Source organism: Vibrio sp. Y42_MX_L11 (assembly GCF_024181785.1).
In the GTDB taxonomy this organism is placed as follows: Bacteria; Pseudomonadota; Gammaproteobacteria; order Enterobacterales; family Vibrionaceae; genus Vibrio; species Vibrio diabolicus.
Window position 1 is genome coordinate 31904 of the sequence record NZ_JAMZAP010000019.1, and the last position, 24265, is coordinate 56168.

Sequence of the window (24265 nt, forward strand, 5' to 3'; positions counted from 1 at the left end):
GTAGGAAGAGACCAGTATGAACACGCTTTTTTACAACGATTCGTTTGAGCTTAGTCCGCTTTTACCATTACACTGAATTAAACAAAGGAGGGCGTGTGTTTCCTATCTTATTATTGGCGTTTATTTTTGTCCCGATCATTGAAATCGGCTTATTTATTCAGGTGGGCGGCTTTTTAGGTTTGTGGCCGACTATCGCATTAGTATTAATCACGGCATTTGTCGGTGCATCGTTGGTGCGCAGCCAAGGCATCCAAACTTTGATGTCGGTGCAGGGGCGTCTGGAACAAGGTGAAATTCCAGCCCAGCAAATTTTTGAAGGCGTAATGCTAGCGGTGGCTGGCGTGCTGCTGTTAACACCGGGCTTTATGACCGATGCTCTTGGTATGCTGGTGTTGCTTCCTGCGCCACGCGCCGCGATTGCCAAATACTTGATGAGTAAAATGGTGGTGAAAACCATGCATGGTGGTGGCTTCCAAGGTGGTTTCTCTAACCAAGGGCCATTTGAGCAAGACCCGTTCCGCCGTGACCCATTTAATTCCCAGTCAGACGATGGCAATACCTTTGAAGGGGAATACGAGCGTAAAGACGATGATGATCGCAACAAGCTCAACTGATTGAGTCTGAGAGTAAAGAAAACAAAAGGGCGCACGAGCGCCCTTTTTTGTGTTTGGAATTCGTGGGGCTTACAACGCGCCTTCAAACCCCATTTGACGCCATGCTTCAAAAGCAATGATCGCAACGGCGTTCGAAAGGTTTAGGCTACGCGCATCTGGCATCATTGGAATGCGGATACGCTGCTCCATTGGCAAGCTATCGATGATTTCAGCAGGCAAGCCACGAGTTTCTGGACCAAACATCAATACGTCGCCTGCTTGGTATTGCGCATCAACGTGGTGACCTGTGGTTTTGGTGGTGCAGGCAAACAATCGGTAATTGCCTTGCTTCTCTTTCTCTAAATATTCTAAGAATGCTTGATAGTTCTTATGACGCGTTACGCGAGCTAAATCATGGTAATCCAAACCAGCGCGGCGGACTTTCTTCTCTTCAAGATCGAAACCCAGAGGTTCAATTAAGTGAAGGTTTGCACCGCAGTTGGCACAAAGTCGAATGATGTTGCCGGTGTTCGGCGCGATTTCTGGTTCGTATAAAGCGATATCAAACATGGTATTGAAATAGAGTTGGTCAAATAGAGGGGCAGTATATACCCAAGTCAGCAAGATATGCGAGATTCAGCAAGATTGACCTGGGTATGAAAGCAGTCATTAGCACGGACGCTAATACCGTAAGTATCGATGCTCTTTATAATAGAGCGTGAGCGTAATTTTCTTCAACCGCTCGCCAATTAACGACGTTCCACCATGCATCAATGTATTCTGGGCGACGGTTTTGGTAGCTGATGTAATACGCGTGCTCCCACACGTCAAGAGCGAGAATTGGCTCGCCGCGTACATCCACTACGTCCATCAGAGGGTTATCTTGATTGCTGGTGGACGTAATGTGAATCTCTCCATCTTTTACGATCAGCCATGCAAAGCCAGAACCAAAGGTATTAATCGCGGCTTGGGCAAACGCTTCTTTAAATTGCGCAAAGCTACCAAATTTATCGTTAATTGCCTGAGCAAGTGCGCCTTGAGGCTCACCGCCACCGTTTGGAGACATGCAATTCCAATAAATGATGTGGTTGTAGTAGCCGCCGCCATTATTACGCACTGCAGGGCTGAGCTTAGAGATATTGTCAAAGATCTCGTCTAGCGACTGAGTTTCGAGCTCGCTCCCTTCAACGGCACTTACGAACTTATCGAAATAAGTCTTGTGATGTTTGCTGTAGTGCACTTCCATGGTTTTCGCGTCGATGTACGGCTCTAGTGAATCGTACGGGTAAGGCAGAGCGGGAAATGTATGTGACATAGTAAATCCTCCTTAATTGGAAAATTTACTTTAATGCTAACGATAATTATTATCAACTTTGATCTTTGTAAGGGTATTCGAAGGCGTTCCCACCCAATTTCTAAAGTGAATCTCTCACTCTAGAAATAGGGTGTGGCTTACTGTTAGCTCATCGGCTTGAAGTTAACGATTGATAGGTAAGGTGATACTCATGCGCAATCCGCCTAACGGACTTCGACTGGCGACGATCGTTCCACTGTGCTGGCGGATGGCACTTTCGGTAATGGTTAGGCCGAGACCCGTGCCGCCGGAGTGGCGATCGCGGGCCGTTGAAACGCGATAAAACGGGCGAAAAATCGCGGATAATTCTTCTTCTGGAACGCCATCGCCATTGTCATCAACCGTGATATGCAGAGTATCATCATCGGCCTTGATGTCGATTTGCACCTCATCTTTCCCGTAATAAATGGCGTTACGAACGATGTTTTCCACCGCACTCATCAGCAGTTTAGGATTGCCGGAGATACTTCGTTTTGGCAGTTCAGAATAGTGTAGGTGCTTACCCATTTGCTCAGCTTCAAACTGCGCATCTTTAATGATCTCTTCCCACAAACTTTCCAGTGGCTGCGTTTCGCGAGTCATATGGCTGTTCGCCTGCATGCGAGACAGTTCAAGCAATTCGCTGATCATCTGTTCCAGGCGCTGCGCTTCGGTATCGATACGAGTCAGTTCTGGGCTTTCACCCTGCTTACGCGTCGCTAATGCGCTCGCCATACGTAGGCGAGTTAAAGGTGAGCGTAACTCGTGAGAGATGTCGGATAGCAGGCGTTGCTGTCCTGAAATCATCTGATTGACCGCCTCGACCATCTGGTTGAAGCTGCTGCCAGCCTGACGAAACTCTGCTGTGCCTTTTTCTAAATTTGGGTCTGTGACAAATTCGCCTTTCGCGACACGTTGAGCGGCGGCTTCAAGACGACGCGCTGGCTGACTCAATGCCCAAGCAAGCCATAACAGCAGTGGTGTACTAACCAGCATGACCGCGAGCAATAGCTGGAATGGGTGATCAAACAGACGCAAGAGTAGTGGTGGTGGCTCATTCCACTTGAAGCCCACATACATCAAGATATCGGAGCCAGCCAAAGTAATTGGGATTGGACCTGCAATCATGTATCGACCATACAGTTTCTGCTTTGGCTGGTTGTAATCTTCGATACTGGTGACAAAGTTTTGCATGGCACGCAATTGGAAGTTACTGCGTTTTTCTGTCGTAAGAACATTACCGCTGTAGTCAGAAAAAAATACGCGCGGACGAGGGTCATGCTTACCGTGACGGTTACCCTCGATACGAAATAGTATTCGACCTAAATCAGTTTGCTGACTGTATTTTTGTTGGATTGCGTCACGCGTTTCTACCATACGTTTATAGTGCTCTTCTGGAATGTCGCGAGCTTTGCGAGGGTCCAAATGTGGCAGTGATAGCACAGCTATCAACACCAATAACATAGTGAACCAAAAAATGGCAAAGATGCGCCCATACAAGCTATTGATGTTTGGCAGTTTGATGCGTGATAGGCGCATTAATCCTCCTCAAGCAGCATATAGCCACGACCACGCAGGGTTTTGATTCGCGGCTTGCCATTGCTCTGATCTGGTAATTTTTTACGTAAGTTCGAAACATGCATATCGATCGCGCGATCAAAAGCGGCGAGTCGTTTACCAAGCACATCTAAGCTCAATGTCTCTTTAGTTAGCACTTGTCCTGGGTTTTGCACAAAGTGGGTCAACAGAGCAAACTCGGTTGCTGTGAGATCGAGCAACTGTTGATCGCAGTATGCTTCTTGTTTACCTGGGTAAAGACGGAGCTCTTGATACTCAATGCAATCGCTGTTTTTGGTGTTTTTCTGTGTGCTGCTGGTACGGCGTAAGATCGCACGGATACGTGCTAACAGTTCACGGTCGCTAAAAGGTTTCGGTAAATAATCATCCGCGCCTAGCTCTAAACCGATCACGCGGTCAATTTCTTCCCCTTTAGCGGTCAGCATCAAGACAGGAGTTTCCCAGTTTTCACGCAAGCGTTTAAGGGTTTCCATGCCATTTAGCTTCGGCATCATGACATCCAACAAAATCAAATCAATCTTATCATTGACCGCAGCTAAGCCTGCTTCGCCATCATTTGCTTCGCTGACGTCAAATCCTTCGAAACTGAGTACTTCTTTTAATAAGCTGGTTAGCTCGATATCGTCATCAATTAAAAGAATGTTTGCCATGGGGGCACCTATAGTAAGTTACCGATAGCTTAATATTACATTGGAATGATGTGCTGCGAAGAGGGTAAAAATCACTCTTTACGATTCTTTACGCTCCCTATACGTCGCTTTACCTAGTGGGTCGTATTCTATACTCAAGCGCTGTGAGAACAGCTCAGAAGAATCACTCACCTGTGTAAGGAATCAAATTATGAAATCTGCAAAAAAACTTGTGTTAGCTGCTGTTGTTCTACCTCTTACTCTCGGCGCAGCAAGCGCATTCGCTTACGGTGGTAAAAACCATCATCAAGGCCCGCGTGATGAATGTGGCATGGGAATGGACCGTGGCATTATGCGTGATTTGAATTTGACGGATGCTCAAAAAGATCAGCTTAAGTCTTTCCGTGAAGCAAACCGCGCACAGATGAAAGGCAAATATTCTGAAAATCGCGAAGCCCGTATGGCTGAGCGACAAGCACACCACGCAAAAATGCAGTCACTCTTACTAGCGGATAGTTTTGATGAAGCGCAAGCGACCGCATTAGCAAAAGAAATGGTTGAGCGCCAAACTGAGCACCGTGTGCAAATGCTAGAAAGAAAGCACCAAATGCTGAGCGTATTAACGCCAGAACAAAAAGCAGAGTTTGTGAAGTTGCAAAATGAACGCATGCAAGAGTGTGGCGACAGAATGCATAAGCGCATGGAAAAATACCGCAATAATTAAGTCATGAATTGATGTTATATAAAGAGGCAGCCATTGGTTGCCTCTTTTTTGATCTGGTTATTTCATGGGCATTCAATATACTCAACGTATGGTTTGAGTTAACTCTTTGATTATGAAACAGCAATATGCACGTTTAGTGACGACCGCAGCTTGGACTGCAACTATTGTGGCGACTCTTCTCTTGATTGTAAAAGTCATCACGTGGTGGGTAACCGGCTCAGTTAGCCTATTGGCATCACTTATCGACTCAATGTTGGATATCGCCGCGTCGGTGGTAAATCTCGTTGTTGTCCGTTATGCCTTACAACCAGCAGACCGTGAACATACGTTTGGGCATGGTAAAGCTGAGTCTTTAGCGGCCTTAGCTCAGGCTATGTTTATTTCGGGGTCGGCGGTATTTTTGATCCTGAACGGGATTGACCGATTTTTCCGTCCACACGCACTGCATGCGCCGGAGCTCGGTGTTTATGTATCGCTGTTTGCGATTGTGGTCACACTTGGCTTGGTGATGTTCCAAAAACATGTGGTACGCGTGACAGGGAGCCAAGCAATCGCGGCGGATTCTCTGCATTATCAGACTGATTTGTATATGAACGCTGCGATCATGGTGGCTCTGGGACTCAGCTACTTTGGCGTGACGCAAGCGGATGCGGTGTTTGCGATTGGCATTGGTGTCTTCATTCTTTACAGCGCCTTCAAAATGGTCAGCGAAGCGATTCAGACGTTATTAGACCGAAAGCTGCCGGATTCCGAATTGGAGCAAATCCGCAATGAATGTTTGAATGTGAAAGGGGTTCTTGGGGTTCATCAACTGCGTACCCGTATGTCAGGGCCGACACGCTTTATTCAGTTGCACTTGGAGCTAGACGATAACTTACGTTTAATCGAAGCGCACTATATTGCCGATAAAGTTGAGGAAAACCTTTTAGCTTTGTTTCCTGATGCGGATGTTTTGATCCATCAAGATCCATTGTCTGTCGTTTTTGGGCCAGAGAAAGAGCAAAAAGCGCAAGATTGGTAGGGCTCGAAAAATCAATAAGTGCCTGACGACAAACAGGCACTTATTGACTATCTTTCCATCAATACTTATTAAGATTCGTGATCCTGATGTGAATCAACAAAGTTTCATAGAGAAACTGTAATACTCTTACATAAGTAGAAAAGTTACATAAAAAAGTGCGTTTTCATTGGTAATCCTGTAGAGGAAATGTAACATAACGCACAGTTCTGGATTATGCAGGTTGCTTGGTAACAAGGGGCCTAAAAGAAAATTAAATAATTGATTGCCAAAGATCGAGGGTGAGCATGATTAAGAAGATCGGTGTTTTAACAAGTGGCGGTGACGCACCTGGTATGAACGCGGCGATACGCGGCGTAGTACGTACAGCACTATCCGAGGGATTGGAAGTATTCGGTGTGTACGACGGCTACCTAGGCCTATACGAAGGCCGCATCGAGAAGCTAGATCGTTCTAGCGTTTCAGATGTGATCAACAAAGGTGGTACGTTCCTAGGTTCTGCACGTTTCCCTGAATTTAAAGAAGTGGAAGTGCGTGAAAAAGCGATTGAGAACCTGAAAAAACATGGTATCGATGCGCTAGTCGTGATCGGTGGTGACGGTTCGTACATGGGTGCGAAGAAACTGACTGAAATGGGTTACCCATGTATCGGTCTACCAGGCACAATCGACAACGATATCGCTGGTACTGACTACACAGTGGGCTACCTAAGTGCACTAAACACAGTTATCGATGCGATCGACCGTCTACGTGATACTTCTTCATCTCACCAACGTATTTCAATTGTAGAAATCATGGGTCGTCACTGTGGTGACCTAACTCTGATGTCTGCAATCGCGGGTGGTTGTGAGTACATCATCACTCCAGAAACTGGCCTAGACAAAGACAAGCTGATCAGCAACATCCAAGACGGCATCGCAAAAGGTAAGAAACACGCAATCATCGCGTTGACTGAGCTAATGATGGATGCCAATGAACTGGCTCGTGACATCGAAGCGGCGACAGGTCGTGAAACTCGTGCAACAGTACTTGGTCACATCCAACGTGGTGGTCGTCCAACGGCATTTGACCGCGTTCTAGCATCTCGCATGGGTAACTACGCTGTTCACCTACTGCTTGAAGGTCATGGCGGTCGCTGTGTAGGTATCGTGAAAGAGCAACTTGTTCACCACGACATCATCGACGCGATCGAAAACATGAAGCGTCCAGTACGCAACGATCTATACAAAGTTGCTGAAGAACTGTTCTAAGCAAGTTTGAAATAGATAAAGAAAAACCGCGGCTTTCCGCGGTTTTTTTGTATTTGAGTATCAGCAAAAGGAAGCTGACGCATCGGACAAAATCTTACGAAGCGCTGCTCTGTTCAATGAGCGTCAATTTACGTTCGCGCAGTGCAAACATATAGCCAAGTAGGCCACCTAACGTATTCCCCACTGCGATACCTATAAACAAGCCTTCAATACTGTAAATTTGGCTTCCGATCCATGCCGATGGCAGGGTAAACACAAACAAACGCATAAAGCTCCATTGGAATGCTCGTAATGGTTTGTGCATCGCATTCAACCCACTGATTAACATCATCACAATGCCTTGAAAACCATAACTGAACGGCACCACAAGCAGGTAATGCCACAGCAGATTTTTTACCGCTTCTTCCTGCGAGAACAATGCCGCTAGAGGAATACTCAATGGCACCATCATCAAGAAGATAAACCCTTGGAACACCACCGCAAAACGCATGCTGATAAATAAGCCGGAAAAGGCGCGTTGAGGGTTTTTCGCCCCTAAGTTTTGTGCCATGAATGGCGTGAGTGCTGAGGTCAGAGACATCAAGACTAGGATCAAAATAGACTCAATACGCTGCGCCGCACCGTAAGCCGCAACTGCTGCCGTACCGTGGCTGGATAACAGCATCATCAAAATTGCGCCCGACAATGGATTCATCGCGTTCGACAGTGCGGCAGGAGTGCCGATTTTTAACGTTTGCTGCCAATCTTGTTTCAGCAAGGACCATTGGGGTTGAGCGAGCAACTTTTCGCGTTTAACTAGCACATAGAATGAGCCACATAGTGCACCTAACCAGCTAAAAGCACTGGCTATTGCCGCACCTTGGATGCCAAGCTCGGGGAATGGGCCAAGTCCGAAGATCAGTAGTGGATCGAGCATGCCGTTAATCAAGCCCGCCAACATCATGACTTTGGCGGGTGTTTTTGTATCCCCAGATGCTCGTATCGCGCTATTGCCCGCCATTGGGATCACCAACAATGGAATGGTGAGATACCACACCTGCATGTACTCTTCGATGAGTGGAATTAGGTCGTCGGCTGCGCCAAGAAAGCGGAACAGTGGTGCAATGGTGGCAAAGCCAATCGAAGAGGCGATAGCCACGAGTAACACCGCTAATAACAAACCGTGAGTGGTAAACCGAGCGGCTTGTGGGGCGTGACCTTGTCCAAGTAAGCGACCAATATTGGTCGATAGACCCATCCCTATTCCCATCGTGATGCAGTTAACCGCAAAGGTTACAGGGAAGGTATAGCTGATCGCCGCTAGCGCTTGAGTACCAAGCAACGAGATAAAAAACGTGTCCACCAAGTTAAACATCAAAATCGCGATCATGCCCATGGTCATGGGGACGGTCATTTTCCGCAGCGTTTCAGGAATAGGTGCGGTCAACAAACCATGCTTATCGGTCGCTTGGGGTTCCAGCTTGTTATTTTCCTGCATGTATGACAACTATGTGGTGAGCAAACTGCAAGGATACAAGAAAGCGAGATGCTGGGCGAGTGAGCATTTCGAACGCAAACCGTTGCTTAGTTGTTCGTTATTTTAACTAAGTCACAAAATTTTTGTGCCACCCCCTTGGGATCGCTGCTTCGACCCCTTATATAGGGATCACGTGTCTGGGGCTAAAGTCCCTAAGGACAATTATCAAATAAACATGGAAATTTTCAGGAGAGACGACCGATGAACATTCGTCCATTACATGACCGAGTTATCGTTGAACGTAAAGAAGTTGAATCTAAGTCTGCTGGTGGCATCGTTCTGACTGGTTCTGCTGCAGAAAAATCAACTCGCGGTGTTGTTCTAGCTGTGGGTAAAGGCCGCATCCTAGAAAACGGCACAGTACTGCCGCTGGACGTTAAAGTTGGTGATACTGTTATCTTCGCTGAAGGTTACGGTACAAAAACTGAAAAAATCGACGGTAAAGAAGTGCTTGTCATGTCTGAAAACGACATCATGGCGATCGTTGAATAATAGCAATCATTGAGTAATTTTTTGCTCAGATTCAATTACGAAATTACACACAAAGAATTTTAGAAAGGAAATCAAAGATGGCTGCTAAAGACGTTAAATTTGGTAATGACGCACGAGTTAAAATGCTAGAGGGTGTAAACGTTCTGGCTGACGCAGTAAAAGTAACACTGGGTCCAAAAGGACGTAATGTCGTTCTAGACAAATCTTTTGGTGCACCGACTATCACGAAAGATGGTGTATCAGTAGCGCGTGAAATTGAACTGGAAGATAAATTCCAGAACATGGGCGCACAAATGGTTAAAGAAGTTGCGTCTAAAGCAAACGACGCGGCAGGTGACGGTACAACAACAGCAACAGTACTAGCACAATCTATCGTAAACGAAGGTCTAAAAGCAGTCGCCGCGGGTATGAACCCAATGGACCTTAAGCGTGGTATCGACAAAGCAGTAGCAGCAGCAGTAGAGCAACTAAAAGAGCTTTCTGTTGAATGTAACGACACGAAAGCAATCGCACAGGTTGGTACTATCTCTGCGAACTCTGACGCAAGCGTAGGTAACATCATTGCTGAAGCAATGGAACGTGTGGGCCGTGATGGCGTTATCACTGTTGAAGAAGGTCAGGCGCTACAAGACGAGCTAGACGTAGTTGAAGGTATGCAGTTCGACCGCGGTTACCTATCTCCTTACTTCATCAACAACCAAGAGTCAGGCAGTGTTGATCTAGAAAACCCATTCATCTTGCTAGTTGATAAGAAGATCTCAAACATTCGTGAACTTCTTCCAACGCTAGAAGCTGTAGCGAAAGCGTCTCGTCCACTGCTTATCATCGCAGAAGATGTAGAAGGCGAAGCGCTAGCAACATTGGTTGTCAACAACATGCGTGGCATCGTGAAAGTTGCTGCAGTGAAAGCACCTGGCTTCGGTGACCGTCGTAAAGCAATGCTACAAGACATCGCTATCCTAACAGGCGGTACTGTGATTTCTGAAGAAATCGGTCTAGAGCTTGAAAAAGTAGCACTAGAAGATCTAGGTCAAGCGAAGCGTGTTTCTATCACGAAAGAAAACACGACTATCATCGATGGTATCGGTGAAGAAGAGATGATCTCTGGTCGCGTAGCTCAAATTCGTCAACAAATCGAAGACGCAACTTCAGACTACGACAAAGAGAAACTACAAGAGCGCGTAGCGAAACTGGCTGGCGGTGTTGCAGTAATCAAAGTTGGTGCAGCGACTGAAGTTGAAATGAAAGAGAAGAAAGACCGTGTAGAAGATGCGCTAGCCGCAACTCGTGCAGCGGTTGAAGAAGGTGTTGTTGCTGGTGGTGGTGTTGCACTTATCCGCGCGGCATCTAAGATTGCTCACCTAACGGGTGACAACGAAGAGCAAAACGTTGGTATCCGCGTTGCACTACGTGCAATGGAAGCGCCAATCCGTCAAATCACGAAGAACGCAGGTGAGGAAGACTCAGTGGTTGCGAACAACGTGAAAGCGGGTGAAGGCTCTTACGGTTACAACGCGGCAACAGGCGAATACGGCGACATGCTAGAGATGGGTATTCTAGACCCAACGAAAGTAACTCGTTCTGCGCTACAATTCGCAGCATCGGTTGCGGGTCTGATGATCACGACTGAAGCAATGGTTACTGACCTACCGCAAAAAGACGCACCAGCGATGCCTGACATGGGCGGCATGGGTGGCATGGGCGGTATGGGTGGCATGATGTAGTGCGACGAGAGTCGCGTAGGTAGCTAGCCGAGCGGGCTACGTCCATAGTAATCACTAACTTCATGTTGTGGTTACTATCCCACCCGCCGAAATAGCAAACAAATAAAACCCGATATTCGGGCTTAACCCAAGCCCGAATATCGGTCCTCGTAAGAGGTCCGATTTTAGGCATGGGCGAAAGTCTATGTCCCTCGCTTTAGGCGAATGATATACGTTGAAGCAGCGCTATCAGTGTCTGTGAAGTAACGGGAATATTCGTGTCTTATTTAAGCTTGAGCCACCTGCACGGTGCGAAGCTGTTTTCATTATTGTCTTAGTCAATCTCTTACTCGGACGGGTAGGTTATTGGATAGTAAGACCTGTTGTTCAGCCAATAGTAGCCTAGGGATAGTGCATCTGCGGTAACGCGGTGTGCGGAGCTTCCTGATAATGTACCCCCACGCAAGTGGTTAATCCTTGCTGCGAAGTGAAGGTTAAGACAATCGCCAATAGCAGGCGGTTTAGGGGCTAGGCTGGGTTATATGGTTAACGTAAGTGAACTACTGATAAACACCGTCAGCCGCGACGAGCGTAACGCTATTGTCGTGTCGATTAATTATCCCTTTGGGAGGATTAGTCGTCACTAACGCTCTGACCAAAAGGTATATGGCCGGTTATCTCTTTTACATCTGGGGATACGCTGACTCATGCGCCATCGGTGGATAGGTAGAACCTAAGTAACTCGTGTAATGAAAACGGAACTCGGAAACCCCGTATCTTTGCCCCAATAGGGCAGGCAACTCGTAAGAGGCGCTGTTGAGGATGCGGGCACAGGAGAGCAGAAAAAGCGAAAGCCAGCTTGTAATGAGCTGGATAGAAAGCCAACGTGCTTTCACCGGAAACGGGGCCCACGTCTGCTTGGTCTTTAATTGCGTGAAAATCAGTAAAGCCGTCAAGTTTACGGTAGTTGAAACTGTCAGAGTCCAATTGTGGGCGTTACCTTTCCTATTTGAGGATCTAGGGTACTGTCAGCAACAAGTTCAAGCCTCATAGGGTAAATCTCTGCCCTATGGGGCACAGATGCGCCTTGTGTTGCTTGTTTAACTTATCGTTAATGGAGGAAAGCAAGGTGCATACTTCAATGCAAATTGACGTATCTGCATCCTCCCACCAGACACAGCAGTGGCACAGCATCGACTGGTCACTAATGTATCGTACGGTGAGAGGGCTACAGGTACGGATCGCAAAGGCAACGAAAAAGTCTGACTGGCGACAGGTCAAAAGACTGCAACGCATGTTAACTCGTTCGTTTGCTGCCAAGGTGATAGCCATTCGGCGGGTCACTGAAAACAGAGGGAAAAACACACCGGGTGTTGATGGAGAAATCTGGAACACTCCTGCCTTGAAATGGGGAGCTATAGACCAACTGATGCGTAAAGGCTATAAGCCAAGTCCGCTGAGGCGAGTCTATATTCCTAAAGCTAATGGCAAGCGTAGGCCGCTGGGAATACCAACCATGCGTGATAGAGCAATGCAGGCACTATACCTGTTAGCTCTTGAACCCATATCGGAAACCACGGCGGATCGAAACAGCTATGGCTTTCGCCCGAATCGCTGTTGTGCTGATGCTATCGAACAATGTTTCGTGAACCTCAGTCGCAAGGCCAGTGCCCGTTGGGTACTGGAGGGTGATATCAAAGGGTGTTTTGACTTTATCAGCCATGACTGGCTTATCGCCAATATTCCTATGGATAAGGCGATACTTAAGAAATGGCTGAAAGCCGGATTCATGGAATCTGGGAAGTTTAACTCGACGGAGGCGGGTACACCGCAAGGTGGGATTATCTCACCTGTACTCGCCAATATGGCCTTAGACGGACTGGAAACGGTGCTCGAATCCCACTTCGGGAAGAAGAACACAAAAGCCAGTTACAAAACTAAGGTCAACTATGTGCGTTATGCAGATGACTTCATCGTCACTGGGATCTCGAAAGAGCTACTAGAAGATAAGGTCTTACCAATAGTTGAAGCTTTTATGGCAGAACGTGGGTTGCAATTGTCAGCAGAAAAAACGCTGATCACGCATATAGACGACGGGTTCGATTTTCTCGGGCAAAATTTGCGTAAATACGACGGCAAGATGTTGATTAAGCCGTCAAAGAAAAACGTGAAGAATTTTCTGCGCGGTATACGAGATTATCTCAACAGCCATAAAACGGTGCCAGCTTCAGCGGTGATAGCGAAGTTGAACCCGATGCTCAGAGGATGGTGCAACTACCACCGCTGGGTATGTGCGAGTGAGACATTCAAGTATATCGATTATCGTATCTGGAAAATGTTATGGCAGTGGTGTCGCCGAATCCATTTGAATCGCCGTAAACGCTGGATTAAAGAAAAATACTTTAAAACAGTGGGTGATAGAAACTGGGTATTCAGTGCACCGAAACCGAAAGGGGAAGATGGTCACTATCGCTTGTTGAGTGCAGCGAAAGTGAAAGTCGATAAACATGTGAAAATTCGGGCAACAGCGAACTGTTACCTACCGGAGGACGAACAATACTTTGAGCGTCTGAAGATGCAAAGATTGAAGAAATCTTTGTCGGGTAACTGGAAGCTATGGAAAATTGTCGAGAGACAAGACTACAAATGTGCAGTTTGCCACCAGCAGTTCGGCTCAGAGGATGAATGGGATATTCACCATATCGTCAGAAGAGTGGATGGAGGCACAGACATTAGCTCGAATTTGATGATGTTGCATATTAACTGTCATCGGCAGATCCACAACAACAAAGGAGTTAGTCGTTATGAACAATGAGCTTTATCTATGGGTATGGCTATTAGGTTTAATAACAACCATAGCCTGTGTTGGAGTGGTCTTCTGGTTATCAGGTCGTTTTAAGTAATGTCTTTAACTAGAAATAATACAACATGTTGGGTTGAAAATTATCGTTTTTGCCCTTATATAGTATTTGTCCAAATCCTATACTAAGGAGGTGATCAATGGGTAAGAACCAACACGTTGTAAAGCGCCCCGACGGGTGGGCTGTGCGCGGAGAGAATAACTCACGCGACACTTCACACCATCGCACTCAAGAGGAAGCTAGACAGGCCGCTCGCGAGATAGCGAAGAATCAGCAAAGTGAAGTTGTAATTCACAGACCTAATGGTCAAATAAGAGATAAAGACTCTTATGGTAACGACCCATTCCCGCCTAAGGGGTAGTGTTGTCGGCCCACACGCAAGTGTGGGTTTATAAAGGCTTGAGCCGTATGCGGGGAAACTCGCACGTACGGTTCTTAGGGGGCGGTGGCGCAGTAATGCGTCGCTGCTACCCGACAGCCAGCTTATCTCTTTGCTCTAAGGGAATCCTTATAGCGGAAAGATAACCGACCAAACCTTTAAAAGTCGAGGCATTTGCCTCGACTTTTTTATGTGCGTTATCCGAGAAATATAGCATTCTGATGTGGCTTCGATTGTGAGAGGCGAGTTCAAGAAATGTCAGTGGAAAAACATGAAAATAGAAGCGATAAAATTTTTTCTTTTGAGTCAGATGGTTAAATCTGACCTACCGCTAACACTTTTTGAACGTGGATAGCGCAAAATCTGAACATTACACTATGTTGTAAATTGTTGCTTCCCATCATGGAGATGAAAATGAAAAAGCTTATGACGTCATTGGCGGTTGCAGCCGCTATCGCATCACCAGTTGCTCTTGCTGACAGTACACCTGTGATGTTCTCTACTATCGACAACACAAACGCACCTTCTAACTCGTCAGTTGGTGGTGTTCGTTTAGCCGTGTTGCATGGACAGGTGAATGAGGTTAAAGGTGTCGACTTTTCACTGCTTGGTATGTCAGAAACGGATCGTACGACAGGTGTGAACTTCGGTCTGTTTTTTGGTGCAGCAAAGGTAAACCAAGAAATGAAAGGTGCGTCTTTAGGCTTAGTTAACTGGAACCAAGGTCAGACGACGGGTGTTAACTTGGGTGCTGTCAACATTACGAACAATGTAAAAGGCTTGAACTGGAGCGCGGTGAACTATTCTGAAGGCTACACCATGGCGGATGTGGGCTTAGCGAGTATCTCTAAAAAGTCTAATTTCCAGTTTGGTTTCTTCAACATGACCGATCAAATTGATGGCGTACAAATTGGTCTTTTGAACTGTGCGGATAACGGTTTCTTCAAGTGTTTCCCACTCATCAACTTCGCTAAATAATCCCTGAGCAAGTCAGAATCTTTAGATACCGAAAGCCCTCGATATTCGTCGAGGGCTTTTTAATTACTGATGGGGTGAAGCGAGTTTATCGGCGCGTTAACTATTTAATTAAGCGGGATGAGGTTTTGCGTTGTTGAATTCTTTGGTGAACCCCTCGGCGCAATGCTTTGATGTGGTTTTCTGCTTTATCCACGCCCAGTAACACCGTTAAAGCCAGTAGGGTAATGACCACCGACTGCGTTAAATAACCCAAACCGATCATCAACCCTAATCCTGCCAGTACCCAAATAACCGCTGCGGATGTTACGCCGTGGATTTTTCCATCGAGTGTCATCATCACGCCTGCGCCTAAGAAGCCGACGCCAGTAATAATCTGACCAAGCACGCGTGCTTGATCGAGTGTATTTGGCGATAACGATACTGCCATCGACATAAACAGGTAAGTGCCTGAAATAATAAGAATTGCCGTGCGAATGCCAACAGGTTTACCACGAGTTTGGCGTTCGATACCGATCATTAGCCCATTAATGGCACAGCATAGTAGGGCAGGCCAGCTGAATGGGCCAAGATCGAAAATTTGTTCGAGTGCTGTATGCATCTTGACCTCCAAAAGAGCGGAGTATGCATAGACTTACCGTGCAAAGCGAACAAAAAGGAACGGTCGTGACGACAAATTTAATTGAGCGTCAGGACCTATTCTAAATGCAAATCCAATGGCGTTTTACTTGGCCTGCCACCAATTTCTCGTGTCAGTTTTGGTACCAGGTAACCCGATACACGCGTGATGAGTCCGCGCATAATGGCTTTTGCTTCTTCGTCCGAAATAAAGTAGTGCGCCGCGCCTTGCACCTTATCAAGAACGTGGAGGTAATAAGGCAAGATACCCGCGTCAAATAAGGCTTCACTTAACGCCACTTGAGCTTCTACCGAATCATTCACGCCTTTCAGCAGAACGCCTTGGTTTAGAAGCGTAACGCCTGCTCTTTTGAGCTTGAACATCTGTTCAGCAAATTCGTCATTGATTTCGTTGGCATGGTTGATGTGAGTCACGAGGATGATTTGTAACCTTGATGCTTGCAGCAGTTGGCATAGTTCATCAGTGACGCGAGCGGGAATCACCACAGGTAAACGGCTATGAATACGCAGACGTTTGATGTGAGGTATGTGAGCAATATGCTCTAAAAGCCAATGAATTTCATCGTCTTTTGCCATTAATGGATCACCACCTGAGAAGATGACTTCGTTCAACTCTGGTTGCTGCGCCATGTACTCTAAGCACTTTGTCCATGCTTGCTTGCCGCTTTTATTTTCTTGATAAGGGAAGTGACGACGAAAACAGTAACGGCAATTTACCGCGCAGCCACCTTTGACAATCATTAAGGCGCGGTTGCGATACTTGTGTAGCAGACCAGGGACTTCATTATCCTGCTCTTCTAACGGATCGTTGGAATAGCCCGGATGTACTTCAAATTCGTCACTTAATGGTAAAACCTGACGTAAAAGAGGGTCTTTAGGGTTGCCTTTCTCCATCCTATCGACAAAACTTTGCGGTACACGCTGTGCAAACAGCTTGCGCGCGGCAAACCCGTCTTGCCACGGTGAAGGATCAATTTCCAGTATTTCGAGCAATTTTGCAGGATCAGAGATCCCATTCGCCAACTGTTTGAGCCAGTTTTGCTCAACAGATTCGACTTTTCGGGTTATTATGTGCGGCATTGAATTTAGCTCTAAGAATGTAAGAGGAAAAAATGGCTACAGTTAGCACCAATGAATTTAAAGGCGGTCTTAAGTTAATGCTTGATAACGAGCCTTGTGTAATTCTGGAAAACGAATACGTTAAACCAGGTAAAGGCCAAGCGTTCAACCGCGTTAAAATTCGTAAACTTCTTTCTGGTAAAGTGCTAGAGAAAACATTCAAGTCTGGTGACACTTGTGAAGTGGCAGACGTAATGGATATCGACCTAGATTATCTATATTCAGACGGCGAATTCTACCACTTTATGAACAGTGAAACGTTTGAACAGATCGCAGCAGACGCAAAAGCGGTAGGTGACAACGCTAAGTGGTTGGTAGAAAACAACACTTGTATGATCACACTTTGGAACGGTAACCCAATTACTGTTACTCCACCAAACTTCGTTGAGCTAGAAGTGGTAGACACAGACCCAGGCCTGAAAGGTGATACTCAAGGTACTGGTGGTAAACCAGCTACGCTATCAACTGGCGCTGTTGTTCGTGTTCCTCTGTTCATCTCAATTGGTGAAGTGATTCGCGTAGATACTCGTACGGCTGAATACGTAGGCCGTGTGAAGTAAGCACTTTAGATTGATTGTTAGAAAGGTCGCTTCGGCGGCCTTTTTTATTGCCTGTAATTCTCTCTTGAATGTTCCTGCATAGAAAATCGATATCCTCCGCAAATTTTCGATGATTTTGTATTATTCGTAAAAATCTTATTTATTTCATGAATCTGTCGATTATTCCTTAATGTAACATTTTGATACATTGGTTCTTGTTGTTGAGTTGCATAGCAATCTGATTTTTATCGATTTAACTCAGTAACAATCCAAAAAGGAGAACAAAATGGAAAGCAGGGGTTTAGGAAGGGGTTTAAAGGTGGAAGAAAGACGTCAGTTACTACACAAAGGATTGAAAGCTGCGGTATTTGGCGTACCGCTGTTGGCAATCGGCTTAACGATTAATAGCTCTGTGCTGATGACCGATGCAGGTTACAGCTACGTGCATCAGAACAATATCACTGGTGAGTTGGATGTGTTTACTGAACCTGGCATTCATTTTCGTATGCCATTTCTTTCCAAAATCACCAAATATGATCAAGTGATCACCGTGTCATTCGGTAATAGCAAGGGCGAAGATTTTTATCAACGTCTTGATGCGATTCAGGTTCGGTTTGCCGACACCTACATTGGTCAGATTCCCGTAACATTCCGCTTTAAGCTCAGTAATGACCCTGAAGCGGTGAAGAAAATGCACAAAGAGTTCCGTAACAACAGTAACTTGATTGATGCGCTGCTTGTAAAGAACGCACGTAACGTGACGGTGATTACCGCTACCCAATACACGGGTGAAGAGTTTTTCCAAGGTGGTTTGAACCAGTTCAAATCGAAACTTGGCGATCAGTTGCGAGAGGGGATTTATCTAACAGAGCGACGTCAGGTTGAAGTGGAAGAGTTGGATCTTGCGCCTGTTGGGGCGAATCAGGCCAATGCGAACCAACTACAGCGTACCAATCAACTGGTTTGGAAAACGGTGCCAGTTGTAGATAAAACCGGGCAACCAATTCGTCAAGACAACCCGTTACAACAATACGGCATTCAAGTGACGCAGGTGACCATTGGTGATCCACAGCCAGAAAAGCAGTTAGATCAGCTATTGGCGGATAAAAAGCGTTTAGTGGCGGATCGTATTCGCGCGATTCAGGAACAAGAAACGTCGAAAGCACAGGCGGAGACCGAGCAGTTACGCAAAGAGATTCAACGAACACGTGAAGTGCAAGACGCTCAGCGTGGTAAAGAACTCGCTATTATTGCTCAGCAAAAAGAAGTGGAAGTTGCACGTCAGATTGCAGAGCGTGAAATCGTTGAAGTGGAAAAAACCAAACGACTTGCTGAAGTCGAGAAGGAGAAAGAGCTAGCTATCGCAGAGGCTAACTTAGCGATTCAAAAGGCGAACGCACTTTCTGCTGAGTTTGAAGCGAAAGCGATATTAGCGAAAGGTCGTGCAGAATCTGAAGTCCTAAAAGCGAAGTACTCGGCGTTAGGGGCAAACCGTGAAGTTTATTTGGCAGAGTTGAATCGAGACGTAGCGAACTCGTTGTACAACAACTTGCAAAACTTCCAAGTTCAGATGCCACAAAACTACATTGGTGGTAGCGAAGAAACGGGCTTGAAAACAAACCTAGATGTGATTACTGGCTTTGGTGCCCTGGGTCTTATGGACCAAACGAAGAAGGTCATACAGCAATAAGATCATGGGTGGTCAAAAGCTTAAAAAGCAAAAAGATCATGGGTAACCCAAAGCAATAAAAAAAGCTGGCATAGAGCCAGCTTTTTCTTTTTTAGTCAGTATCTTAAATCATGAAGATAAAGATAACGGCTAGTGCAGTAATGAGGCCTGCAAATGCATAGCATGCAATTTTACCTATCACACCAGTGTGGAATTTAAGGTCGTGCATGCCGTGGTGTACACGGTGCATCGCATGCCACATTGGTAGAGCTAGGGTGCCAATGATGAATAGCGCACCGATGATACTGGTTGCGAATTCGGAGACACGCTCGTAGCTCATCGCTTCTGCATCAATCACGCCTAGTGGGACCAAGATACCTAGCACCAATACCGTGATTGGCGTGATCATCGCGAACCAAGTACCGCCAGCACCAAATAGACCCCACCAGATTGGCTCATCAGAACGTTTTGGTGATGTGTTTACACTATAATTCGGTTTCATGCTCAGCTCCTTACACCACGATGAGAACGATCAGTGAGATGAACGCAACCGCGGCCCACTGAGTCAATACGATGATTTTCTTGTCCACCAGTTTGCCTTTCAAACGAATTGGCATTACTTGCGGCATCATGCTGAAGAAAGTTTGAGCGTGGAATAGGCTACCTAGTAGTGCAACGATGTTGATCGCGACTACGATTGGGTTTGCCATAAAATCCAACCAACCTTGCCATGCTTCAGAGCCTTTCACCAAGCAACCTAAACCGAAAGTTAGGAACAGAGTGAATAGGATCAAAGGCAGCACAGTCGCTTCACGTAGCATGTAGAAGCGGTAGAAAGGATGGTTCTTCCACCAAGTGCGTTTTACTTCACGAACGTAAGGTTTACGATTGCTCATCCTTATGCCTCCACTTTCTTTGGTGAACCATCAGGTTTCAACATAGCAATCACGAAGTCCATAGAAGACTCCACTTTGCCTTGGTTTACTGCCGCTGCTGGGTCAACGTTCTTCGGACAAACTTCAGAACAGTAACCAACAAACGTACAACCCCAAGCACCGTTTTCACCGTTGATAAGCTTCATGCGCTCATCTTTACCGTTGTCACGGCTGTCTAGGTTGTAGCGGTGTGCTAGCGTTAGTGCCGCAGGACCGATGAACTCAGGGTTTAGACCAAACTGAGGACACGCCGCGTAGCATAGACCGCAGTTGATACAACCAGCGAACTGCTTGTATTTCGCCATTTGCTCTGGCGTTTGCAAGTTCGTACCGTCTTCTGGTTTACGGTCGTTACCAATGATGTACGGTTTGATTGCTTCAAGACGTTCGATGAACGGTGTCATATCAACAATCAAGTCTTTCTCGATTGGGAAGTTTGCTAGAGGCTCGATAGTCACACCGTCTGGGTAATCACGTAGGAAGCTCTTACAAGCAAGCTTCGGTACGTTGTTCACCATGATGCCGCAAGAACCACAGATCGCCATACGGCAAGACCAACGGTAAGATAGATCTTTGTCTAGGTGATCTTTAATGTAGCCCAGTGCGTCAAGCACAGACATGGTTTCATCGAATGGCACTTCGAATGTTTGCTTGTATGGTTCTGCATCTTTTTCTGGGTCATAACGCAGAATGTCTACTTTTTGAATGCGATTTGCTGACATTATGCTTGCTCCTCTGCGTTCTTCTCTTCAGCTGCGGCTTTTTCTGCTGCTTCACCGTATAGACGAGCTTTTGGTTGTGACTTAGTGATAGTCACATTGCTGTAATCGATACTTGGCGCTGAATCTGGTTTGTAGAAAGCAAGTGAGTGTTTTAGGAAGTTCACGTCATCACGTTCTGTACAACCGTCGTCCAGACGTTGGTGCGCGCCGCGAGACTCTTTACGTAGAATCGCAGAGTGAACCATCGCTTCTGCGACTTCTAGGCCGTAACCCACTTCAATTGCGTACAGAAGATCAGTGTTAAACACTTTGCCTTTGTCTTTAATGCTGATGCGTTTGTAGCGTTCTTTTAGTTCGGTGATCTTGTTAATGGTTTCTTGCATCAAATCTTCTTGACGGTAGATACCACAACCCGCTTCCATGGTATGACCCATTTCAGTACGGATGTTTGCCCAGTTCTCATCACCTTCTTGGTTCATCAGTTTGGCGATGCGCTCTTCAACTGCTTTCACTTGAGCATCGATTGCAGACTCGTTCCAACCTTTGAATTCTTCAGCGCGTTTCACTGCGTTTTCACCCGCTACGCGACCAAATACCACAAACTCAGCCAGTGAGTTAGAACCTAGACGGTTTGCACCGTGAAGACCAACAGACGCACATTCACCAACTGCGAATAGACCTTTAATGCGAGTTTCACAGCCGCCGTTTGTCTCGATACCACCCATGGTGTAGTGAACCGTTGGACGAATTGGAATTGGCTCTTTTGCAGGGTCTACGTTCACGTAAGCTTTTGCTAGCTCACAGATGAATGGTAGACGCTCTTGTAGGTACTCTTCACCTAGGTGGCGAAGGTCTAGGTGCACCACGTCACCCAGTGGGTGTTTGATGGTGTTGCCTTTCTGTTGTTCGTGCCAGAAAGCTTGAGAAACTTTGTCACGAGGACCCAGTTCCATGTATTTGTTCTTTGGTTGGCCAACTGGAGTCTCAGGGCCCATGCCGTAATCTTGTAGGTAACGGTAGCCGTTCTTGTTAACGATGATACCGCCTTCACCACGACAACCTTCCGTCATCAGGATACCTGTACCAGGAAGACCTGTTGGGTGGTATTGAACGAATTCCATATCACGTAGAGGAACGCCGTGACGGTAAGCCATTGCCATACCATCGCCCGTTACGATACCGCCATTGGTGTTACAGTGGTAAACACGACCCGCGCCACCTGTTGCTAGAACAACAGATTTTGCTTTGATAGTAACAAGCTCGCCTTCAGACATGTGAATAGCAATCAGACCTTGAACTTCGCCTTCATCAACAAGCAGATCCACCACAAAGTATTCATCAAAGCGTTTGATGTTGCTGTACTTCATGGATGTCTGGAATAGCGTATGAAGCATGTGGAAGCCAGTTTTATCTGCAGCGAACCAAGTACGTTCAACCTTCATACCACCAAAGCGGCGTACGTTGACTTCACCGTTCTCTTTGCGACTCCATGGGCAACCCCATTGCTCCATTTGGATCATTTCGCGAGTCGCGTTCTCTACAAAGTATTCAACAACGTCCTGTTCACATAGCCAGTCACCACCGCCAACAGTGTCGTTGAAGTGGTTGTCTAAGCTATCTTCATCCTTGATAACTGCTGCTGAGCCACCCTCTGCAGCGACCGTGTGGGAGCGCATTGGATAAACTTTAGAAATCAGAGCGACTTCTAAGTCTGGGTTTGCTTCAGCCGCTGCAATAGCAGTACGAAGACCAGCGCCGCCTGCGCCGATGACTGCGATATCTGTGGTGATAATTTGCACAGTTATCCTCCAGTGTGTGATTGCGGAAATCCGCTTGTTATTGTCATTACGAGGCACTCTTTAAAAAGAACTCCCCAAAAGTAGTAGGGTTAGTGTAGATGAGCCACATGGCAGAAAAATTGATGTAATTGGGTTTTTGCTTCGGTAATGCACTTAAGGGCATAGAATTTATAGGTTATGTGACTGCTATCACGGCATCGAGGTTTTGGCCCTCAAGCATTAACATTAGGGATGTTAAACCTGTGTTGCGTGACATTAACCGCATGGATAATAGGATTTTAACTGAGTGTTTTTTGTGCTGCGGCACGAGTAATACTTGCCTCAAATAGGCGAGCACGTTAGTAAAAAGAAGAAGGGATATTCCTCTCTTCTTGAAGAGTAAAAAGCATGTAGAATGAGACTTTCCTCGCTGAATTAAAGTTTGAGAGACTTGTTATGCAAACCAACTGGCAACCTACTGCTTCCATTGACCAACTTCGTCAACGTGCGACGTTAATCGCGTCGATTCGCCAATTCTTCGCTGATCGACAGGTGATGGAAGTCGACACGCCAGCCATGAGTCACGCAACCGTGACCGACATTCATTTGCATACTTTCCAAACCGAGTTTGTTGGCCCGGGTTACGCCGATGGTAGCAAGCTGTTCTTTATGACCAGCCCTGAATTCCACATGAAGCGCCTGCTGGCGGCTGGCAGCGGTTGTATTTATCAAATCAACAAAGCATTTCGTAACGAAGAAAATGGTCGTTACCACAATCCAGAATTCACGATGTTGGAGTGGTATCGCGTTGGCTTTGACCATCATAAATTGATGGATGAAATGGATGATCTGTTGCAACTGGTATTGAAGTGTGGTGCAGCGCAGCGCATGACGTATCAACAAGCCTTCATTGATGTGTTGGGTGTGTGCCCACTAGAAGGCTCGATGACGGAGCTGAAAGCGGCGGCAAGCAAGCTGGGTTTGAGTGACATTGCAGAGCCTGAAGAAGATCGCGATACGTTACTGCAATTGCTATTTAGCGTGGGAGTCGAACACAAAATTGGTCAGGATGTGCCTGCTTTTGTGTACGACTTCCCGGCATCACAGGCGGCGCTTGCGAAAATCAATCCTCAAGACCATCGTGTTGCGGATCGCTTTGAGGTGTATTTTAAGGGAATTGAGCTGGCAAATGGGTTCCATGAACTCGATAACCCGAAAGAGCAACTGGCGCGTTTTGAGCAAGATAACGCGAAGCGTCTCGACATGGGTTTAAAACCGCAGCCAATCGACTATCATTTGATCTCCGCATTGGAGGCAGGGTTGCCAGATTGTGCGGGTGTTGCGTTAGGCATCGATCGTTTGATCATGCTAGCGCTCGGCTGTGACCACATTGATCAAGTGACGGCTTTTCCATTCCCAATCGCATAAGGATATTCAATGAACTTGGCTGCTGCACGTTTGGTCATTCTCAGCTACGCAATACTGATCGCTTACTTATCGTTGAGCTCGGGAGAGTTGCAAGATTGGGGCAACATTGCGTATCTTGATAAAATGCAGCACGCCATGGCGTACAGCGGATTTGCGTTTTTAGGTTGCTTTTGCGTGTGGCGTTGGCGTCAACGTTGGGCGGTGGCGATTGGTATCTTATTATTTAGTGCTGCCATCGAATGGCTACAAGGGTATGTCGGAAGACAAACTTCTTGGTTAGACCTTGTCGCCAACTCAACGGGTATTCTAACTGGTCTGTTATGTTACCGTATTTGGAGCCTCTATCGACCTAGGTTGGTGAAGTCGCTATACTCGATTCGTTAAT

Annotated in this window: 24 protein-coding genes; 13 read left to right on the forward strand and 11 right to left on the reverse strand. The window is 46.4% G+C overall.

What is annotated here, in order from left to right:
• Positions 1-95: 95 nt before the first annotated feature.
• On the forward strand, positions 96-614 hold the full coding sequence (locus tag NL643_RS17495; RefSeq protein ID WP_053807754.1) for an FxsA family protein: 519 nt from the start codon (positions 96-98) through the stop codon (positions 612-614).
• Between the two features lie 69 nt (positions 615-683).
• Here NL643_RS17495 and trmL read toward each other — a convergent pair whose 3' ends face one another.
• The 4 genes from trmL to NL643_RS17515 form a co-directional block, all read right to left on the reverse strand.
• Positions 684-1163, reverse strand: coding sequence for a tRNA (uridine(34)/cytosine(34)/5-carboxymethylaminomethyluridine(34)-2'-O)-methyltransferase TrmL (gene trmL / locus NL643_RS17500; protein WP_005382381.1), 480 nt, complete (start codon positions 1161-1163; stop codon positions 684-686).
• A gap of 136 nt (positions 1164-1299) precedes the next feature.
• Positions 1300-1908, reverse strand: a complete 609-nt coding sequence (locus tag NL643_RS17505) for a superoxide dismutase (RefSeq protein ID WP_005397537.1) — start codon at positions 1906-1908, stop codon at positions 1300-1302.
• Positions 1909-2070: 162 nt separating this feature from the next.
• Positions 2071-3465, reverse strand: coding sequence for an envelope stress sensor histidine kinase CpxA (cpxA, locus tag NL643_RS17510; RefSeq protein ID WP_005397535.1), 1395 nt, complete (start codon positions 3463-3465; stop codon positions 2071-2073).
• Complete coding sequence (locus NL643_RS17515) at positions 3465-4154, reverse strand: response regulator (protein ID WP_005397534.1); 690 nt, start codon at positions 4152-4154, stop codon at positions 3465-3467. The genes cpxA and NL643_RS17515 overlap by 1 nt, the downstream gene beginning before the upstream one ends.
• Positions 4155-4344: 190 nt before the next feature.
• Here NL643_RS17515 and NL643_RS17520 point away from each other — a divergent pair, with 190 nt between their 5' ends.
• The 3 genes from NL643_RS17520 to pfkA all read left to right on the forward strand — a co-directional run bounded on the left by NL643_RS17520 (position 4345) and on the right by pfkA (position 7125).
• Complete coding sequence (locus tag NL643_RS17520) at positions 4345-4857, forward strand: CpxP family protein (protein ID WP_005397532.1); 513 nt, start codon at positions 4345-4347, stop codon at positions 4855-4857.
• Positions 4858-4969: 112 nt separating this feature from the next.
• Positions 4970-5878 (forward strand): CDF family cation-efflux transporter FieF, encoded by a 909-nt coding sequence (gene fieF, locus NL643_RS17525; RefSeq protein ID WP_005397530.1) that lies wholly within the window; start codon positions 4970-4972, stop codon positions 5876-5878.
• A gap of 284 nt (positions 5879-6162) precedes the next feature.
• The gene (gene pfkA / locus NL643_RS17530) at positions 6163-7125 is read left to right on the forward strand and encodes a 6-phosphofructokinase (protein WP_048626679.1); all 963 of its coding nucleotides are present in this window, start codon (positions 6163-6165) and stop codon (positions 7123-7125) included.
• Between the two features lie 94 nt (positions 7126-7219).
• On the opposite strand, the gene NL643_RS17535 is transcribed toward pfkA, so the two are convergent.
• Positions 7220-8602, reverse strand: a complete 1383-nt coding sequence (locus NL643_RS17535; RefSeq protein WP_048626680.1) for an MATE family efflux transporter — start codon at positions 8600-8602, stop codon at positions 7220-7222.
• Between the two features lie 240 nt (positions 8603-8842).
• Between NL643_RS17535 and NL643_RS17540 the strand changes: the two genes are divergently transcribed.
• The 5 genes from NL643_RS17540 to NL643_RS17560 all read left to right on the forward strand — a co-directional run bounded on the left by NL643_RS17540 (position 8843) and on the right by NL643_RS17560 (position 15054).
• A complete protein-coding gene (locus tag NL643_RS17540; protein ID WP_005381516.1) occupies positions 8843-9133 on the forward strand; it encodes a co-chaperone GroES in 291 nt (96 codons plus the stop codon).
• A 77-nt stretch (positions 9134-9210) separates the two neighbouring features.
• Positions 9211-10857 (forward strand): chaperonin GroEL, encoded by a 1647-nt coding sequence (gene groL / locus NL643_RS17545; RefSeq protein ID WP_005381509.1) that lies wholly within the window; start codon positions 9211-9213, stop codon positions 10855-10857.
• A gap of 1120 nt (positions 10858-11977) precedes the next feature.
• Positions 11978-13651, forward strand: a complete 1674-nt coding sequence (gene ltrA / locus NL643_RS17550; protein WP_144163952.1) for a group II intron reverse transcriptase/maturase — start codon at positions 11978-11980, stop codon at positions 13649-13651.
• A 185-nt stretch (positions 13652-13836) separates the two neighbouring features.
• A complete protein-coding gene (locus NL643_RS17555; RefSeq protein ID WP_000517703.1) occupies positions 13837-14058 on the forward strand; it encodes a DUF2188 domain-containing protein in 222 nt (73 codons plus the stop codon).
• A gap of 432 nt (positions 14059-14490) precedes the next feature.
• Complete coding sequence (locus NL643_RS17560; RefSeq protein WP_005395435.1) at positions 14491-15054, forward strand: hypothetical protein; 564 nt, start codon at positions 14491-14493, stop codon at positions 15052-15054.
• A 100-nt stretch (positions 15055-15154) separates the two neighbouring features.
• Here NL643_RS17560 and NL643_RS17565 read toward each other — a convergent pair whose 3' ends face one another.
• Entirely contained in the window at positions 15155-15652 is a 498-nt protein-coding gene (locus NL643_RS17565; protein ID WP_005395427.1) for an MgtC/SapB family protein, read from the reverse strand.
• 95 nt (positions 15653-15747) lie between these two features.
• The gene (epmB, locus tag NL643_RS17570; RefSeq protein WP_005381502.1) at positions 15748-16770 is read right to left on the reverse strand and encodes an EF-P beta-lysylation protein EpmB; all 1023 of its coding nucleotides are present in this window, start codon (positions 16768-16770) and stop codon (positions 15748-15750) included.
• A 32-nt stretch (positions 16771-16802) separates the two neighbouring features.
• Between epmB and efp the strand changes: the two genes are divergently transcribed.
• Both efp and NL643_RS17580 read left to right on the forward strand, forming a co-directional pair.
• Positions 16803-17369: an elongation factor P gene (gene efp / locus NL643_RS17575; protein ID WP_005395425.1), complete on the forward strand. Its 567-nt coding sequence runs from the start codon at positions 16803-16805 to the stop codon at positions 17367-17369.
• 265 nt (positions 17370-17634) lie between these two features.
• Positions 17635-19038, forward strand: coding sequence for an SPFH domain-containing protein (locus NL643_RS17580; protein ID WP_005395423.1), 1404 nt, complete (start codon positions 17635-17637; stop codon positions 19036-19038).
• Positions 19039-19141: 103 nt separating this feature from the next.
• On the opposite strand, the gene frdD is transcribed toward NL643_RS17580, so the two are convergent.
• The 4 genes from frdD to frdA are packed head-to-tail and all read right to left on the reverse strand — an operon-like array spanning position 19142 to position 22473.
• Positions 19142-19519 (reverse strand): fumarate reductase subunit FrdD, encoded by a 378-nt coding sequence (frdD, locus tag NL643_RS17585; protein WP_005395421.1) that lies wholly within the window; start codon positions 19517-19519, stop codon positions 19142-19144.
• 10 nt (positions 19520-19529) lie between these two features.
• Positions 19530-19913, reverse strand: coding sequence for a fumarate reductase subunit FrdC (frdC, locus tag NL643_RS17590; protein WP_253644890.1), 384 nt, complete (start codon positions 19911-19913; stop codon positions 19530-19532).
• Between the two features lie 2 nt (positions 19914-19915).
• Positions 19916-20674 (reverse strand): succinate dehydrogenase/fumarate reductase iron-sulfur subunit, encoded by a 759-nt coding sequence (locus tag NL643_RS17595; protein WP_005381489.1) that lies wholly within the window; start codon positions 20672-20674, stop codon positions 19916-19918.
• Complete coding sequence (gene frdA / locus NL643_RS17600) at positions 20674-22473, reverse strand: fumarate reductase (quinol) flavoprotein subunit (RefSeq protein ID WP_047010259.1); 1800 nt, start codon at positions 22471-22473, stop codon at positions 20674-20676. Before frdA ends, NL643_RS17595 begins: the two co-directional genes overlap by 1 nt.
• Positions 22474-22908: 435 nt before the next feature.
• Between frdA and epmA the strand changes: the two genes are divergently transcribed.
• Together epmA and NL643_RS17610 are read left to right on the forward strand one after the other, a co-directional pair.
• Positions 22909-23880, forward strand: a complete 972-nt coding sequence (epmA, locus tag NL643_RS17605; RefSeq protein ID WP_046874653.1) for an elongation factor P--(R)-beta-lysine ligase — start codon at positions 22909-22911, stop codon at positions 23878-23880.
• Positions 23881-23889: 9 nt separating this feature from the next.
• Positions 23890-24264, forward strand: coding sequence for a VanZ family protein (locus tag NL643_RS17610; protein ID WP_005395414.1), 375 nt, complete (start codon positions 23890-23892; stop codon positions 24262-24264).
• Position 24265: the final 1 nt, after the last annotated feature.

Coding starts and splice junctions, on each gene's coding strand:
- efp (WP_005395425.1), top strand. CDS start 16,803: ATGGCTACAGTTAGCACCAATGAATTTAAAGGCGGTCTTAAGTTAATG.
- NL643_RS17565 (WP_005395427.1), bottom strand. CDS start 15,652: ATGCATACAGCACTCGAACAAATTTTCGATCTTGGCCCATTCAGCTGG.
- epmB (WP_005381502.1), bottom strand. CDS start 16,770: ATGCCGCACATAATAACCCGAAAAGTCGAATCTGTTGAGCAAAACTGG.
- NL643_RS17535 (WP_048626680.1), bottom strand. CDS start 8,602: ATGCAGGAAAATAACAAGCTGGAACCCCAAGCGACCGATAAGCATGGT.
- NL643_RS17505 (WP_005397537.1), bottom strand. CDS start 1,908: ATGTCACATACATTTCCCGCTCTGCCTTACCCGTACGATTCACTAGAG.
- NL643_RS17540 (WP_005381516.1), top strand. CDS start 8,843: ATGAACATTCGTCCATTACATGACCGAGTTATCGTTGAACGTAAAGAA.
- NL643_RS17580 (WP_005395423.1), top strand. CDS start 17,635: ATGGAAAGCAGGGGTTTAGGAAGGGGTTTAAAGGTGGAAGAAAGACGT.
- NL643_RS17610 (WP_005395414.1), top strand. CDS start 23,890: ATGAACTTGGCTGCTGCACGTTTGGTCATTCTCAGCTACGCAATACTG.
- frdD (WP_005395421.1), bottom strand. CDS start 19,519: ATGAAACCGAATTATAGTGTAAACACATCACCAAAACGTTCTGATGAG.
- NL643_RS17520 (WP_005397532.1), top strand. CDS start 4,345: ATGAAATCTGCAAAAAAACTTGTGTTAGCTGCTGTTGTTCTACCTCTT.
- NL643_RS17595 (WP_005381489.1), bottom strand. CDS start 20,674: ATGTCAGCAAATCGCATTCAAAAAGTAGACATTCTGCGTTATGACCCA.
- NL643_RS17555 (WP_000517703.1), top strand. CDS start 13,837: ATGGGTAAGAACCAACACGTTGTAAAGCGCCCCGACGGGTGGGCTGTG.
- frdC (WP_253644890.1), bottom strand. CDS start 19,913: ATGAGCAATCGTAAACCTTACGTTCGTGAAGTAAAACGCACTTGGTGG.
- ltrA (WP_144163952.1), top strand. CDS start 11,978: ATGCAAATTGACGTATCTGCATCCTCCCACCAGACACAGCAGTGGCAC.
- cpxA (WP_005397535.1), bottom strand. CDS start 3,465: ATGCGCCTATCACGCATCAAACTGCCAAACATCAATAGCTTGTATGGG.
- epmA (WP_046874653.1), top strand. CDS start 22,909: ATGCAAACCAACTGGCAACCTACTGCTTCCATTGACCAACTTCGTCAA.
- NL643_RS17515 (WP_005397534.1), bottom strand. CDS start 4,154: ATGGCAAACATTCTTTTAATTGATGACGATATCGAGCTAACCAGCTTA.
- trmL (WP_005382381.1), bottom strand. CDS start 1,163: ATGTTTGATATCGCTTTATACGAACCAGAAATCGCGCCGAACACCGGC.
- pfkA (WP_048626679.1), top strand. CDS start 6,163: ATGATTAAGAAGATCGGTGTTTTAACAAGTGGCGGTGACGCACCTGGT.
- fieF (WP_005397530.1), top strand. CDS start 4,970: ATGAAACAGCAATATGCACGTTTAGTGACGACCGCAGCTTGGACTGCA.
- groL (WP_005381509.1), top strand. CDS start 9,211: ATGGCTGCTAAAGACGTTAAATTTGGTAATGACGCACGAGTTAAAATG.
- NL643_RS17560 (WP_005395435.1), top strand. CDS start 14,491: ATGAAAAAGCTTATGACGTCATTGGCGGTTGCAGCCGCTATCGCATCA.